The organism is Corallincola holothuriorum, assembly GCF_003336225.1.
Lineage (GTDB): Bacteria > Pseudomonadota > Gammaproteobacteria > Enterobacterales > Neiellaceae > Corallincola > Corallincola holothuriorum.
Map to the genome: position 1 here is coordinate 506228 of NZ_QPID01000002.1, position 15438 is coordinate 521665.

Here is a 15438-nt window from a genome sequence, read left to right on the forward strand (position 1 = left end):
GATGCCAGTTGTTGGGCTGGGAACGGATATCGTTGAAGTCGAGCGTATTGAGAGTGCGCTTGCTCGTAGCGGCCAGCGTTTTGCCGAACGTATTTTGACCGCCGTTGAAATGGAGCGCTTTCTGCAAACATCGCAGCAGGCGCGCTTTTTAGCGAAACGGTTTGCTGCAAAAGAAGCGGCGGCAAAGGCGTTAGGTACAGGTATTGCTGCTGGTGTCAGTTTTCAGAATATGCATATCGGCAATAATGCAGCGGGTAAACCTGAACTGACTCTGACGGGCGCGGCTTTGGCACAAGCTGAGCGCTTGGGGGGGACTCATTGGCTGTTGAGTATCAGTGATGAGCGCCACTTTGCAGTTGCAACCGTGTTGATTGAGGCCTGAGTGGCTCAGGCCTTTCCTTCTATATCCTAGTCGCCATTAAGCCTGTGTGGCTTTTGCCGCTTCCAATAGCAGTGAAATTTCATCATGCATCTCCAACAGCTCAGGCTCTAGGTCCGGTAGTTCAATTCCCTGCTTAAGTAGTGTTTCCAGTTGATTTGCTAGTTTGTTGAGCTGCGGTACGCCAGTGTAACAGCAAGCGCCATTGAGCTTATGAACATGGTGCAGTAGCTGCTCTCGGTCTTGTTCCTGATAGGCGTTATCTAAGGATGTTTTGACCTCAGGCAGGCTATCCAGCAGCATCTGTAGCATCTCTTGGGCGAGAGCTTCTCTGCCGCCAGCACGTTTGAGGGCGAGGCTCCAGTCGATCCCATCTATTGTCGCCAAGCTGGTACCTTGACTGTTGAGCTTCGGGATCCACCGTAGTAGCAGGCGTTGCAGCGCCTCCTCATCGATTGGTTTGGTGAGATAGTCATCCATTCCTTTAGATAGCAGTCGTTCCTGTTCGCCACTCATGGCATGGGCGGTAACTGCGATGATCGGGGTTGAACGATTTAACTCTGTTTTGCGGATCTCCTGGGTCGCTGTCACGCCATCCATACGTGGCATCTGAATATCCATCAAGATCAGGTCATAACTCTGCTTTTGCGCTTTCTCGACAGCGAATTCACCATCTTCACAGATCTCAACTTCGTTGACGATATCATCCAGCAGAGCGGCAATCAGTTTCAGATTCGCCGGGTTGTCATCGACGGCCATCACTCGCGCATCATGGCGGGTGATTTTACTCTCGACCTTCACTGGCTGTACTTTTTCTGCTGGCTTAAAGTTGCCTACTAAGCGGCAAACTTTAGAAGGGGATACCGGTTTGGCCAAGCTATAATCGGCTCCCTGTTCACGTAATCGGTCGTGGATATTCGGATCGCTGTGATTGGTGATCACGATGACTTGGTTGCTGCATACTTTAGCCTGTCGGATCAGTTGCCCCATCTGTGACATATCTTTTTCGCATGAGGCGCAGCTGATCAATGTGGCCAGGAAACGCTGACCGGAATTGAGCTGATACTGCCATTCGAACGGTTCGCTGACACTGACGACATTGATATTCCAATTCAGCAGTGGTTCAGACAGGGCACGACGGCTGGCGGCTTGGGGCTCGTAAATCAACACGGACTGTTCGAATACGGCATCTAGTGGTAGCGGCTCTCCTAGTGGCAGCGGACTGCGGGTACAACATAAGGTAAACCAGAAGGTAGTGGATTCTCCGGGCGTGCTGTCAAAGCCCATCTCTCCGCCCATTTGGTGAACCAACCGTTGTGAGATCACTAAGCCTAAACCGGTGCCGCCGAAGCGACGAGTGATGCTGGTATCCCCCTGGCCAAAGGCCTGGAACAGAGATTTCTGTTGCTCTTCACTTACCCCGATCCCTGTGTCTGTCACCATGATCTTGAGGGTGACTTTATCCTCATGCTCTTTCAGCAGCTTACTACTGATCTCAACCGAGCCTTGATCAGTGAACTTCACCGCATTACCTACTAAGTTGGTGAGTACCTGCTTAATACGGAAGGCATCACCAATCAGGTTGTCCGGTACTTTATCCATCACCCGCACAACCATCTCTAAGCCTTTTTCATGGCTGTTGGGAGCCAATAACGTGGCCACTTCATAAATCGTATCGCGCAACATAAACGGCATCTGCTCAAGCTGCAGCTTGCCCGCTTCGAGCTTAGAGAAGTCGAGAATATCGTTGATAATGGTTAGCAGGTTGTTGGCGGACTTTTCAATGGTCACCAGATAATCTTTTTGCTGTGGTGTCATTGGCGTTTTCAGCAGCTGACGGGTAAAGCCGATCACCCCGTTGAGCGGCGTACGCAACTCGTGACTCATATTGGCAAGGAATTCGGATTTCACCCGGTTTGCTTCCTGTGCCCGTTTTTTCGCCATATCCAGTTCAATATTCTGGATCTCGATCTGTTCTAGCGTTTCCCGCAGATCAGAGGTGGCCTGATCGATATTCTGCTGCATCTCGAGGTGGGATTCATCGAGAGATTTGGCCATGGCATTGATGCCCTGACGCAGTTCATCGAGTTCGCCGATCAATGGACCGGCGACACGGGTGTCGAGTCGACCACGGCGGATCATATCTACCGCATCTACCATCTCCGAAATAGGTTCGGTGACCTGTTTTACTAAACGGAAGGTGAACAGTAAGTTGAGGATCACGCCGACCATTACAATGATACCTGCGGCCAGTGCGGATCTATGTTGCGCCAGTACGGCGCCATCGGAATTCAACTGTGCAACGACATAGCCGATGATCGGCGTGGGTTCATCTGGCTTCAGGCCATACAAGTTAGACTCTTGATGGATCGGTGTGCGCAGGATCAGATCGCCGTTGCTGGTGTACTCCAGCATGGTATTCGGTGGCACGGTGGAGCCTGGCGGCAAACGTAATGTATTGAAGTTGCGTATGTAGTTGCTGGTAACAAAGACCTTATGGCGAGTATCGAAGATGGCGATGGCGCGCACGGTTTCAGAGTGACGACGGTGAGACACACCGACCAAGCGCTTAAGCATCTCGCGGCTGTTGTGCAGCATGCCATACTCACTGGCGATAGCCAGTGGTTCGACAATATTACTGCCTCGCTCAATTAACTCCTCGTCAAGCTGTTGAAAGCTATGAAAGGTGAAATAACTGCCGAGTAAGACTCCGATCAATACCGTCGGTGCCAGCGTTAATATGAGCACCCAAGAGCGTAAGCCCAGTGTCGCCATGGTGTTTCCTTCACCCCTGCCGTTACAATGCGGGTAATAATGTCATATTCGATAGAAAATGAGTACCGCCTGAACAACGAAGGCGTGACGAGGTAAACGTTTCATGGTGCAGATATTTAAGCCGAGCAAGCGGTCGAAAGCTGCTAGCAGTAAACAGCCACTACTGTTGCAAGTGGATGATCTTAATCATCAGGGGGAAGGCGTTGCCAGAGATAACGGTCGCGTCGTGTTCGTCGATGGTGCCCTGCCAAACGAGCGTGTTGAGGCTCGGGTGACGGACAGCCGTAAGCGCTTTCAAACCGCCAAGCTGATTAAAGTAGTCGAGGCCTCGGCGCAACGGGTCACTCCATTTTGCAGCCACTTTGGTGATTGCGGTGGCTGTGCATTGCAGCACCTGTCAGCCGAAGGACAGCGCGTTGTGAAGCAAAAACGGCTCGCCAGAGTGTTGGCTGATCACCATGTCGCTGAACCTGAAGACTGGCACGCACCTATCTTTGGCGAGACGCAGGGCTACCGTCGTCGCGCCCGAATTAGTATTTGGTTTGGTAAAGGCAAGAACGAATTCAAAGTGGGTTTTCGTCAGCGAAGCAGTAAGGCATTGGTGGAGATCGACAGCTGCCCGGTATTGGCTGAATCTTTGCAATCTAGCTTTAAGTTATTGCGCCAACTGTTAGTGCGTTTAAAGCGTCCGAAAGTATTCTCGCATCTGGAGGTTTGTCAGTCGCAAGAGGGGACGGTATGGATCCTGCGCCAACTTGACCACTTGCGGAGTGATGACTTGACCCTGGTACAGCAGTTTGCTGAGCAACATTCACTGCAGCTGTTAACTGAGAGTAATAGTGGTGCACTGCAGACGCTAACGGGAGAGGCCGCGCCTATCTACCATTATCAGCTAACGGTTGCGGAGCAAGCACTGGATATCGGTTTTGCGCCTAATCACTTTATTCAGGTCAATGAGCAGGTCAATCGTGCCATGGTGACACAGGCGGTTGACTGGTTGGCGCCAAGAGCAGGTGAAACCATTGCCGATCTGTTCTCCGGTGTAGGCAATTTTAGTTTCGCCATCGCCTCTGTCGGTGCCAAGGTGATTGGCGTGGAGGGGATTGAAGTGATGAATCAACGGGCGGCGGCTAATGCCGAGCGCTTGGAGCTGGCCGACCGCTGTCAATTTGAAACGATTGACTTGAATGGCGACTTAACCGAGTTTGCACAGAACCATGGCCCTTTTGATGGTGTACTGTTAGATCCTGCTCGCGCAGGCGCACAAGCGGTTGCCGAGCAGATACATTTGCTCGCTCCCCATCGGCTAGTTTATGTTTCTTGTGATCCCGCTACCTTGGCACGAGATACTGAAATACTCTGCTCTCAGGGGTATCGAATTGAGAAAGCGGGCATCATAGATATGTTTCCACACACAACACATCTTGAATCTATGCTCCTGTTTCGCAAAGATGGAAAGGCTAAGGTAAGGAAATAGTCATTATGGTTTCAGTTCGCGACACGCAAACAGGCAAACTCAATCAGAGTATTGATGATTGGTTGATCGGCTTGGGTCTAATCAAAGATACCCGTGAGGGCGTGAAGCAGGCTTACGCCTTATGCCAGCGATTGGTTGCTGAGCACGAACAGGGTGAATCGCTACTGCTCAGTAGCCGGGAGATGATCGCGATCCTAGCGACCATGGGAATGGATCTGACCGCTTACCGCGTGGCGATGTTATATCCGCTGGTGCAGGAAGGTATTGTAAGTCGTGAGCAGGCCGATGAGTTTTATGGCAAAAAGGTCAGTCAACTTTTGGATAATGTAGAGCGTATGGAAGCGATACGCTCTCTGCAGATCGTCTCTTCGAGTCAGCCGACTTTGCAGCAGGTGGACAACCTCCGTCACATGCTACTCGCCATGGTCGAGGATGTACGTGCGGTGGTGATTAAGTTAGCCGAGCGGATCTGCTATCTGCATTCGGTAAAAAATGCCGATGAAGAGACGCGGGTGATGGCCGCTCGTGAAACCTCCGATATCTATGCCCCGTTAGCGAATCGTTTAGGCATAGGACAATTGAAATGGGAGCTGGAAGATTTCGCCTTTCGTTATCAGCACCCACAGACCTATAAACAGATCGCTAAAATGCTCGATGAGCGGCGTCTGGATCGTGAAGAGTATATCGCCAAGTTTCTGCAAAGCCTGGAGAAAGCCCTCAAGCAGGAAGGGATCAACGCCGAGGTGCAAGGGCGTCCAAAGCATATTTACAGTATTTGGAAGAAGATGCAGCGCAAAGAGTTGGCGTTTGACGAGCTGTTCGATGTACGCGCAGTGCGGGTCGTTGTGGATCGTCTGCAAGACTGTTATGCCGCTTTAGGTGTCGTGCACACACTGTTCCATCATTTGCCCAGTGAATTTGATGACTATGTCGCGAATCCAAAATCTAACGGCTATCAATCGATCCATACCGTGGTGCTTGGGCCGCAAGGTAAGACGGTCGAGATACAGATCCGCACGGAACAGATGCATCAGGATTCCGAGTTGGGCGTTGCCGCCCATTGGAAATATAAAGAGGGCGGTGGCGCTGCAAAGAGTGGTTACGAGGAGCGCATCGCCTGGCTGCGTAAGATCCTTGCCTGGCAAGATGATGTTGCCGAGAGCGGTAACTTGGTTGAAGAGCTGCGTAACCAGGTATTCGAAGATCGGGTGTATGTATTTACCCCCAAGGGTGACGTTGTTGATCTGCCGACGGGCTCAACACCGCTCGACTTTGCTTACTATATCCATAGTTTGGTGGGACATCGCTGCATCGGCGCTAAGATTGGCGGCAAGATAGTGCCATTCACCTACATGCTGCAAACGGGTGATCAGGTGGAAGTTATTACTGCCAAAGAGCCCAACCCTAGTCGTGACTGGCTCAATCCCAATCTGGGCTACCTGAAATCATCCCGCGCTCGCGCCAAAGTACAACACTGGTTTAAGCAACAAGACAGAGACAAGAATATTGCTGCTGGCAGAGAGATGCTTGATACCGAATTGAGCCGTGTCGGTCTCAAGTTAGCGGATCTGTCAGAAGCGGTGGATCGTTTTAATGTCACCAATGTTGATGATCTACTGGCGGCCGTTGGTGGGGGAGACGTCAAACTCAACCAAGTAGTCAATCACCTGCAAAGTAAGTTGCAGAAACCGTCAGACGAAGAAGCGGATGAACTGGTATTAAAGAAAACCGCTAATGTGACACGTAAGCCACCGAAAGATGTGTTGCTTGTTGAAGGGGTCGGCAATCTGATGACCCACATGGCGCGTTGCTGCCAGCCGGTGCCTGGTGATCCTATCATGGGGTATATCACGCAAGGGCGGGGGATCTCTATCCACCGTCAAGACTGCGATCAGCTGGCCGATCTATTGGAAGCGCAACCTGAACGCGGTATGGAAACTGCGTGGGGTGAAAATTACGCCGCCGGATATTCGTTGACTATTCGCTTGTTAGCTACCGACCGAAGCGGCTTATTGCGAGATATCACCACCATTTTGGCTAATGACAAGATCAATGTGTTGGGGGTGAAAAGTCGCTCAGACGTGAACCAGCAGACGGCGATCATCGATATGGAACTGGAGATCTATAACAAGGATTCTTTGTCGAGGGTATTAACGCGTTTGGGTCAGCTTCCCGATGTGATGGAAGCGAAGCGCCTTTGAGCGATTTTTTGTCTAAATGAACCGATGAAAGGATCTGCTGGTGAGTAATAAGCCGTCTATCGATAAGCTCGTCGACATCATGGCACAGTTAAGAGATCCCCTGGGTGGTTGTCCTTGGGATCTTAAGCAAAGCTTCACCTCAATCGTGCCTTATACGCTGGAAGAAGCGTATGAAGTGGCCCATGCCATTGAAACCGAGGATTGGCCTGAGGTGCAGAATGAACTCGGGGACTTGCTGTTTCAGGTGGTGTTTTATGCCCAATTAGGCAAAGAGCAGGGGCTGTTTGATTTTGATGCCATTGTTGATGGCGTCAGTGAGAAATTAGTTCGCCGCCATCCCCATGTCTTTGCGCAACTGGATGTCGCAGATGAAGCTGAAATAAAGAAAAATTGGGAGAATTTTAAAGCCGCAGAACGAGCAGAGAAAAGCCAAGATGTTGCGCCAAGTGCGTTGGATGATGTTCCTGCTGCGTTACCGGCTTTAAGCCGAGCAGCTAAGTTGCAGAAGCGGGCGGCACATCAAGGGTTCGATTGGCCTGATATCAGCGGTGTAGTCGATAAGCTGGCGGAGGAACAGTTGGAACTGGTTGAAGCGCTGGCCAGTGATGATATGGAGCATATCGCTGAAGAGTTGGGGGATCTGCTATTTACCGCGGTAAATTTAGCACGTCATCTGAAAAAAGATCCGGAACAACTGCTGCGTCAGGCTAATAATAAATTTGAAAATCGTTTCCGTTATGTAGAGAAAATCTTACGTGTCGGGGGTAAAGAGCTAAGTGATTACTCACTAGAACAGCTTGAAAACGCATGGTGCGAAGCCAAAACCGAACTCAACCCGTGACAGCGATCACATTGATGTGGCGCAATGCTGACAATTTATTTCACCGTTAGAATCGCGTTTCGTTGAGTGGGAGCCGTGGCTTTGTTATACTATTGCCCCGTCTTGAGTGTCCCTTCAACTTTCAATTTCTCAGGTTCAGAATGACGACGAACTATATATTTGTGACAGGCGGGGTTGTGTCCTCCCTCGGTAAGGGTATCGCTGCTGCATCATTGGCTGCCATCCTGGAAGCACGTGGCCTTAAGGTCACCATGATGAAGCTAGATCCCTACATCAATGTTGATCCAGGGACCATGAGTCCGTTTCAGCATGGCGAAGTGTTCGTCACCGAAGATGGCGCAGAAACTGACCTAGATTTAGGCCATTACGAGCGTTTCATTCGTACCAAGATGAGTCGCCGTAATAATTTCACTACGGGTCGTGTCTACGAAGATGTCCTTCGTCGTGAACGCCGTGGTGACTATCTAGGGGCAACCATTCAGGTGATCCCACATATCACCAATGAAATTAAAGCCCGTGTGCTCAAAGGTGCTGAAGGCCATGATGTCGCTATTGTCGAGATCGGTGGCACTGTGGGTGATATTGAATCGCAGCCGTTTTTAGAAGCTATCCGTCAGCTGGGTACTGAACTTGGGCGTGATCACGCCATGTTTATGCACCTGACATTGGTGCCTTATTTGGCTGCCGCTGGCGAAGTGAAAACCAAGCCGACTCAGCACTCAGTGAAAGAGCTGCGCTCTATCGGTATTCAGCCTGATATTCTTGTTTGTCGGAGTGACCGCAATATTCCTGCAAATGAGCGCGCTAAGATCGCCCTGTTTACTAACGTCGAAGAGCGTGCGGTTATCTCTTTGAAAGATGTTGATAGCATCTACCGTATTCCAGCTCTGTTGAGTGGCCAGGGGCTTGATGCCTTGGTGGTGAAACGCTTTGGTCTCGAGTGTGCGGAACCCGATCTGTCTGAGTGGGAACAGGTGCTCTACGAAGAGAGTAATCAGACCAACGATGTCACCATTGCTATGGTAGGCAAATACGTTGAGTTGCCTGATGCCTATAAATCTTTGAATGAAGCGTTGAAGCACGGTGGCTTGAAAAGTCGTCAAAACGTCAATATTAAGTATGTTGACTCGCAAGATGTCGAAACCAAAGGCGTCGAAGTGCTCGAAGGTGTCGACGCAATTTTGGTACCCGGTGGCTTTGGTGAGCGTGGCGTTGAAGGAAAAATCCTCGCTGCCCAGTATGCCCGTGAAAACGGCGTGCCCTATTTAGGCATCTGTCTTGGTATGCAGGTAGCGTTGATTGAGTACGCTCGTCATGTTGCTGGCATGGAAGGCGCCCACAGTACCGAATTCGATATTGAAAGTGCTTATCCTGTGGTGGGGTTGATCACCGAGTGGTTGGATGCGGAAGGTAATGTTGAACAACGTACCGAGCAATCTGATCTTGGTGGCACCATGCGTCTTGGGACTCAGCTTTGTCATTTATTGGATGGTAGCCGTGCTCGGGAACTTTATGGCAACGCTACCGTCGAAGAGAGACACCGTCACCGCTATGAGGTGAACAACAATTTCCGTAAGCAGTTGGAAAAAGCGGGTCTGAAGATAACAGGCCTAAGCGCAGATAAGAAACTGGTTGAGATCATTGAGATCCCTGAACATCCTTGGTTTGTAGCGTGTCAGTTCCATCCGGAATTCACTTCTACACCGCGCGATGGACACCCATTGTTTACCGGTTTTGTGGCGGCGGCTGGAGATTATCAGAAGCGCCACCTAAACTAATTTGACTAAGAATTTGTGGACTCTCACCCCTGTGTGAGTCCGTGCTGTTTTTTAATTAGTAATTCGTAAATTAACGAGGAAGACCATGTCTAAGATCGTCAAAATTATTGGCCGTGAAATCATCGATTCACGCGGTAACCCTACTGTTGAAGCTGAAGTTCACCTGGAAGGTGGTTTCATCGGTTTGGCTGCTGCCCCTTCTGGCGCATCAACCGGTTCTCGCGAAGCGCTGGAATTGCGTGATGGCGATAAGTCACGTTTCCTGGGTAAAGGTGTACTGAAAGCGGTTGCTGCAGTTAACGGTCCAATTGCTGAAGCGGTTGTAGGTAAAGACGCTGCAGACCAAGCTGCTATCGACCAAATCATGATCGATCTCGACGGCACTGAAAACAAAGCTAACTTCGGCGCAAACGCTATCTTGGCTGTTTCTTTGGCTAACGCTAAAGCAGCTGCAGCAGCTAAAGGTATGCCTTTGTACGAGCACATCGCAGAACTGAACGGTACTGCAGGTCAGTTCTCTATGCCTCTGCCAATGATGAACATCATCAACGGTGGTGAGCACGCTGATAACAACGTAGATATCCAAGAATTCATGATCCAGCCAGTTGGCGCTAAGACTTTGAAAGAAGGTTTGCGTGTCGGTGCTGAAGTATTCCACAACCTGGCAAAAGTACTTAAGTCTAAGGGCATGAGCACTGCTGTAGGTGACGAAGGTGGTTTCGCACCTAACCTGGAATCAAACGCTGCGGCATTGGCTGCGATTAAAGAAGCGGTTGAAGCTGCAGGTTACGAGCTGGGCAAAGACGTTACTTTGGCCATGGACTGTGCAGCATCTGAGTTCTACGACAAAGAAGCGGGCAACTACAACATGAAGGGTGAAGGCAAGATCTTCACTGCTGAAGAGTTTAACCATTACCTTGCTGGTTTGGTTGAGCAGTACCCAATCGTTTCTATCGAAGACGGTTTGGACGAGTCTGACTGGGATGGTTTCGCACATCAGACTAAGCTGCTTGGCGACAAGATCCAGTTGGTTGGTGACGATCTGTTCGTTACTAATACTAAGATCCTGAAGCGTGGTATCGACAACGGTATTGCTAACTCTATCCTGATTAAGTTCAACCAGATCGGTTCACTGACTGAAACTCTGGCTGCGATCAAGATGGCTAAAGATGCAGGTTTCACTGCTGTTATCTCTCACCGTTCAGGTGAAACTGAAGATGCAACTATCGCTGATTTGGCGGTAGGTACTTGTGCTGGCCAAATCAAGACCGGCTCTATGAGCCGCTCTGACCGTGTTGCTAAATACAACCAGCTGATCCGTATCGAGGAAGCTTTGGGTTCAAAAGCACCTTACAACGGTTTGAAAGAAGTTAAAGGCCAAGCGTAAGCTTAAGCTGATCAAACTCTGAAAAAGCCGCCCTGATGGGCGGCTTTTTGCTATCAGCTCTTTTCCCACACCATCCCCTCCCGCATAATAGCGACAGAATTTTATCTATAGGCTTGCTATGCGGTTGCTCTGGATCATATTGCTGATTATTTTTGCCTTGTTACAGCAGCGTCTGTGGTTTGGTAAAAATAGCATTCGTGATGCCGTGTCTGTGCATGATAGGGTCGCCGTTCAGGCTGAAGCGAATAATCGGTTACAACAGCGTAATGAGCTGATGTATGCGGAGATCAATGATCTGCGTAATGGCAATGAAGCGATCGAAGAGCGTGCTCGCAACGAGCTCGGTATGATCAAGCAGGGTGAGACCTTCTACCGCATTATCGAAAGCCCTAAGCAAGTAAACAATGAATAAAATATATCCCTCATTGGTGGCCATTGTGCCTGCCGCAGGTGTTGGCAGCCGCATGGAGGCGGATCGTCCCAAGCAATATTTGACCTTGGATGGACGTTTTATTTTAGATGTCACCATTGAAAAGCTGTTGTCGTGCGCGCTGGTGAGTCAAGTAATTGTTGCGGTGTCTGCAGACGACCCCTATTTCTCAAAACTGAGCATGGCCAATCATCCAAAGGTACTCAGGGTGGATGGTGGTGTTGAACGTGCGGATTCCGTGCTTAATGGCCTGAACAAAGCGTTGGCGCTGGGAGCGCAGTGGGCTTTAGTCCATGACGCCGCGCGCCCATGCTTATTGGTTGATGATATTGAGCGTTTACTCGAGCAGGTGGCTGCGGATGACGATGGCGGCTTATTAGCTGCGCCAGTCCGAGATACAATGAAGCGAGCTTCACCTGATGGCTTCGTTGATCATACTGTGAACCGAGAGGGGCTTTGGCATGCCCTGACGCCGCAACTGTTTCCTACAAAGAGTTTGCAACGTAACGTTGCTGCGGCGTTAGCGGCAAATATTCCTGTGACAGATGAAGCGTCGGCAATGGAGTGGGCGGGTCATCACCCTAAGCTTGTCATAGGAAACGACACTAATATCAAAGTGACTCGACCGGCTGATCTTAAGTTAGCCGGCTTTTATTTACAGCATGAGGACAATCTTGGATGCGCATAGGCCACGGCTTCGATGTTCATAAATTTGGTAGTGATAAGCCTTTAGTGCTGGCGGGTGTGACCGTGCCTTATTCGCAAGGATTGATCGCTCATTCCGATGGCGATGTGGTGTTGCATGCGATTTGTGATGCTCTGTTAGGCGCAGTTGCTTTAGGAGATATTGGCAAACTCTTTCCTGACACTGATCCTGCTTATGAAGGTGCGGATAGTCGCGTGTTATTGCGAGAGTGCTTCGCCCAAGTGCAGGCGCTCGGTTTTGAGATTGGCAACTTAGATGTCACCGTAGCGGCGCAGTCGCCTAAGCTACGTCCTCATATAGACAGTATGCGCGCACTGATTGCGGATGACCTTGATTCGACCGTGTCGCAAATTAATGTCAAGGCCACCACCACCGAAGAGCTGGGTTATGTCGGCCGAAAAGAGGGGATTGCTTGCCATGCGGTCGTACTTTTGGTGGCTATATCATGAATCATTTAGATCTTGAATTGGCATGGCATTCGTTGGCCTATCGATTAGGTCAGAAGCCTTCCGCTGAGGCCAATTTCAAAGTGAAGCCGGAAGATTTCTTCGTTGATGAAGTGATGGGATTCGAACCGGATGGCGAGGGAGAACACCTCTGGCTGCAGATCCGAAAGAAGGATGCCAATACAGCGGATGTGATCACACGCTTATCTGGCTTACTGAAAGCCTCTCCTAAGGTTATTGGACACTCTGGTTTGAAAGATCGCTGGGCGGTCACTCAACAATGGATATCTGTGCAACTGCCTGGGCAGGACGCCCCGGATTTGCGTGGCGAGATTGCGCCCGGTGTAGAGGTGATCGCACAACAGCGCCATAGCAAGAAGTTGCGCCCTGGCACCCATAAAGCGAATCGATTTGAGATCCGCCTACGTCAAGTGTCAGATATGGCAGCAGCCGAAGAGGCTTTACGCACAGTCGCGCAGCGAGGTGCACCAAATTATTTCGGCAGCCAACGATTTGGTCATGGCGGTAAGAATCTACTGCAAGCCCAGGCATTGTTTGCCGGCAAACGGATTAAGTCCCGTAATCAAAAGAGTATGGCGCTCTCTGCCGCGCGTAGTCTGTTATTCAATCGCGTGGCTTCTAAGCGTATTGAGAGTGGCGTACAACCGTTAGCGGGTGAGTGTTTTATGTTGTCAGGCACACGGAGCTACTTCACCGCTGACCAGATTGACGACACCATCGTCGATAGATTGACCTCTGGTGACATTCAATATTCTGTACCCCTGTGGGGTAAAGGGGAGCTGTCATCGAGCTCTGATGCACAACTCATTGAGCAAGAGGTCGTTGCTGAGTTTGCTGAGTTTGCTGATGGGTTGGTGGCTCAAGGTTTAAAGCAGGAACGCCGTCCATTAATGATCCACCCGCAACAATTTAGCTGGCAACAGCAAGGTGATGATCTGTTACTCTCATTCCAGCTTCCCACTGGCTGCTATGCCACAGCGGTGCTGCGGGAAGTGGTTCGATTTCAGGAGTAGATGTAATCATGCGGATCCTATTAAGCAATGATGATGGCGTTTATGCGCCGGGATTAAAGGCGCTTTATCTTGCTTTGTCGCAGATCGCCGATGTCGTCACCATGGCGCCCGACAGAAATCGTAGTGGTGCCAGTAGCTCGCTGACGTTAGAAGAGCCGTTGCGGGTACAAGCATTGGAAAATGGTTTTCTTTCTGTAAGAGGCACGCCTACTGACTGTGTTCACCTCGCGGTCAATGGCCTGTTAGAGGATGAACCTGATATGGTGGTTGCCGGTATTAATGCCGGTGCCAACCTAGGTGATGACACCATCTACTCGGGAACCGTTGCTGCGGCGATTGAAGGACGTTTTCTTGGACGCCCGGCTATCGCCATCTCTTCGGTATCCAGAGCACCAAAATACTATGATACTGCGGCAAAGGTTGCGGTTAGCCTCGTTGAACAACTGTTGGCGAACCCACTGCCATCGGATCAACTGTTAAACGTTAATGTGCCAGATATGCCATATGAGCAGCTGCGAGGCGTAAAAGTGACTCGGTTAGGGCAGCGCCATCGTTCTGAGCCTGTCGTGCGCGCGTTAGATCCTGGCGCTAGAGAGGTGTTTTGGATTGGGCCTGCGGGTAAAGGGCAAGATGCCGGTGAAGGCACTGATTTTCATGCGGTAGAGCAGGGCTATGTTTCTGTGACACCGCTGCAGATAGATTTAACTGCGCATCATCAGCGCGAAGCATTACAACATTGGGTGTCAGCAATTCGTTTATGAGTGATCAAGTAACATCGCCGGGCTTGCAGCGGCTATTGCAAATTCTGCAACAGGAAGGGATCTCCGATCCCCGAGTGTTAGCCGCTATCGCAGCTGTGCCTCGGCAAAGTTTTATGGATGCGTCGTTAGCGCATAAGGCTTACGATAATACGGCGTTGCCTATCGGTGTGGGGCAGACCATCTCCCAACCCTATATAGTGGCGAAGATGACCGAACTGTTGTTGCAGGGCGGACCGCTGAACAGAGTGTTAGAGGTCGGCACTGGATCTGGCTATCAGACGGCAGTGTTGGCGCAAGTGGTGCCTCAGGTTTGTTCGATAGAGCGTATCCAAACGCTGCAATACCAGGCAAAACGCCGATTGCGGCAGTTGGACCTGCATAATGTATCGATGAAATTTGGTGATGGCTGGCAGGGGTGGGAAACAAAAGCCCCCTTTGATGGCATTCTGGTAACAGCGGCACCGGATGATGTACCTACCGCGCTTCTGGAGCAATTGGCTGACGGCGGTCGGATGATTATTCCTGTTGGCGGCAACGAACAAGTATTGCAACGGATCACCCGCCAAGGTGATAAATTTTATAGCGAACAGATCGAATCCGTTCGTTTTGTACCACTGGTTAAAGGAATACCAGGTTAATGAAACTTTTTTCTCCTATGTACAACTGGGTGATGGTGAAAGTCCGCCATCGTCATGCGCCTGCCTATTTGTATGGTATGAGCTTTGCCGAATCGGTGTTTTTTCCTATCCCTGTAGATGTCATGCTCGCACCGATGACATTGGCAAAACCAGAGAAAGCCTGGCATTACGCAGCTTGGTCTACGGTGTTCTCCGTGCTTGGCGGTATTGTCGGTTATTGGTTGGGTTATTTTCTGTTCGATGTGTTGGTTGAGCCTGCGATTAATGCCGCTGGTTACCAAGATAAATTTGCCCATGCCATCAGTTGGTTTGAACGCTGGGGAGTCTGGGTCGTGTTCCTCGCTGGTTTTTCTCCGATTCCGTACAAGGTTTTTACTGTTTCTGCGGGCATGTTACAGATGGTGTTTTTCCCATTTGTACTGGCGTCAATTTGTGGCCGTGGGATGCGTTTCTTTTTGGTTAGCGCTTTGATGCGTTGGGGCGGAGCCAAAATGGAAGCCAAGCTAAGAGACAATATTGATTTGATGGGTTGGTTGACGGTGGTTGCTGCCGTTGGGGCTTATTTGATTCTTCGCTGATATTGGG

General features: G+C 50.3%; 14 protein-coding genes. 13 read left to right on the forward strand and 1 reads right to left on the reverse strand.

Annotated features, from left to right (window positions below):
• The first annotated feature begins 1 nt into the window (after position 1).
• Entirely contained in the window at positions 2 to 382 is a 381-nt protein-coding gene (gene acpS, locus DU002_RS05175) for a holo-ACP synthase (protein ID WP_114337292.1), read from the forward strand.
• A gap of 36 nt (positions 383 to 418) precedes the next feature.
• On the opposite strand, the gene barA is transcribed toward acpS, so the two are convergent.
• Positions 419 to 3154 carry a two-component sensor histidine kinase BarA gene (gene barA / locus DU002_RS05180; RefSeq protein WP_114337293.1) on the reverse strand — a complete coding sequence of 912 codons (2736 nt, stop codon included), beginning with the start codon at positions 3152 to 3154 and terminating at the stop codon, positions 419 to 421.
• Between the two features lie 103 nt (positions 3155 to 3257).
• Between barA and rlmD the strand changes: the two genes are divergently transcribed.
• The 12 genes from rlmD to DU002_RS05240 all read left to right on the forward strand — a co-directional run bounded on the left by rlmD (position 3258) and on the right by DU002_RS05240 (position 15431).
• A complete protein-coding gene (rlmD, locus tag DU002_RS05185; protein ID WP_114337294.1) occupies positions 3258 to 4631 on the forward strand; it encodes a 23S rRNA (uracil(1939)-C(5))-methyltransferase RlmD in 1374 nt (457 codons plus the stop codon).
• A 5-nt stretch (positions 4632 to 4636) separates the two neighbouring features.
• Positions 4637 to 6832 (forward strand): GTP diphosphokinase, encoded by a 2196-nt coding sequence (gene relA / locus DU002_RS05190; protein WP_114337295.1) that lies wholly within the window; start codon positions 4637 to 4639, stop codon positions 6830 to 6832.
• A 40-nt stretch (positions 6833 to 6872) separates the two neighbouring features.
• The gene (gene mazG / locus DU002_RS05195) at positions 6873 to 7673 is read left to right on the forward strand and encodes a nucleoside triphosphate pyrophosphohydrolase (RefSeq protein ID WP_114337296.1); all 801 of its coding nucleotides are present in this window, start codon (positions 6873 to 6875) and stop codon (positions 7671 to 7673) included.
• 140 nt (positions 7674 to 7813) lie between these two features.
• The gene (locus DU002_RS05200) at positions 7814 to 9451 is read left to right on the forward strand and encodes a CTP synthase (protein WP_114337297.1); all 1638 of its coding nucleotides are present in this window, start codon (positions 7814 to 7816) and stop codon (positions 9449 to 9451) included.
• A gap of 85 nt (positions 9452 to 9536) precedes the next feature.
• Positions 9537 to 10838 carry a phosphopyruvate hydratase gene (gene eno / locus DU002_RS05205; RefSeq protein WP_114337298.1) on the forward strand — a complete coding sequence of 434 codons (1302 nt, stop codon included), beginning with the start codon at positions 9537 to 9539 and terminating at the stop codon, positions 10836 to 10838.
• A 118-nt stretch (positions 10839 to 10956) separates the two neighbouring features.
• Positions 10957 to 11250, forward strand: coding sequence for a cell division protein FtsB (ftsB, locus tag DU002_RS05210; protein WP_114337299.1), 294 nt, complete (start codon positions 10957 to 10959; stop codon positions 11248 to 11250).
• Complete coding sequence (ispD, locus tag DU002_RS05215) at positions 11243 to 11956, forward strand: 2-C-methyl-D-erythritol 4-phosphate cytidylyltransferase (RefSeq protein WP_114337300.1); 714 nt, start codon at positions 11243 to 11245, stop codon at positions 11954 to 11956. The genes ftsB and ispD overlap by 8 nt, the downstream gene beginning before the upstream one ends.
• Complete coding sequence (gene ispF, locus DU002_RS05220) at positions 11947 to 12423, forward strand: 2-C-methyl-D-erythritol 2,4-cyclodiphosphate synthase (protein WP_114337301.1); 477 nt, start codon at positions 11947 to 11949, stop codon at positions 12421 to 12423. The genes ispD and ispF overlap by 10 nt, the downstream gene beginning before the upstream one ends.
• Positions 12420 to 13454: a tRNA pseudouridine(13) synthase TruD gene (truD, locus tag DU002_RS05225; protein WP_114337302.1), complete on the forward strand. Its 1035-nt coding sequence runs from the start codon at positions 12420 to 12422 to the stop codon at positions 13452 to 13454. Before ispF ends, truD begins: the two co-directional genes overlap by 4 nt.
• 5 nt (positions 13455 to 13459) lie before the next feature.
• On the forward strand, positions 13460 to 14215 hold the full coding sequence (gene surE, locus DU002_RS05230) for a 5'/3'-nucleotidase SurE (RefSeq protein WP_165419325.1): 756 nt from the start codon (positions 13460 to 13462) through the stop codon (positions 14213 to 14215).
• Positions 14212 to 14853, forward strand: coding sequence for a protein-L-isoaspartate(D-aspartate) O-methyltransferase (locus DU002_RS05235; protein WP_114337304.1), 642 nt, complete (start codon positions 14212 to 14214; stop codon positions 14851 to 14853). The genes surE and DU002_RS05235 overlap by 4 nt, the downstream gene beginning before the upstream one ends.
• Positions 14853 to 15431, forward strand: coding sequence for a YqaA family protein (locus DU002_RS05240; protein WP_114337305.1), 579 nt, complete (start codon positions 14853 to 14855; stop codon positions 15429 to 15431). The genes DU002_RS05235 and DU002_RS05240 overlap by 1 nt, the downstream gene beginning before the upstream one ends.
• The last annotated feature ends 7 nt before the right edge of the window (positions 15432 to 15438 follow it).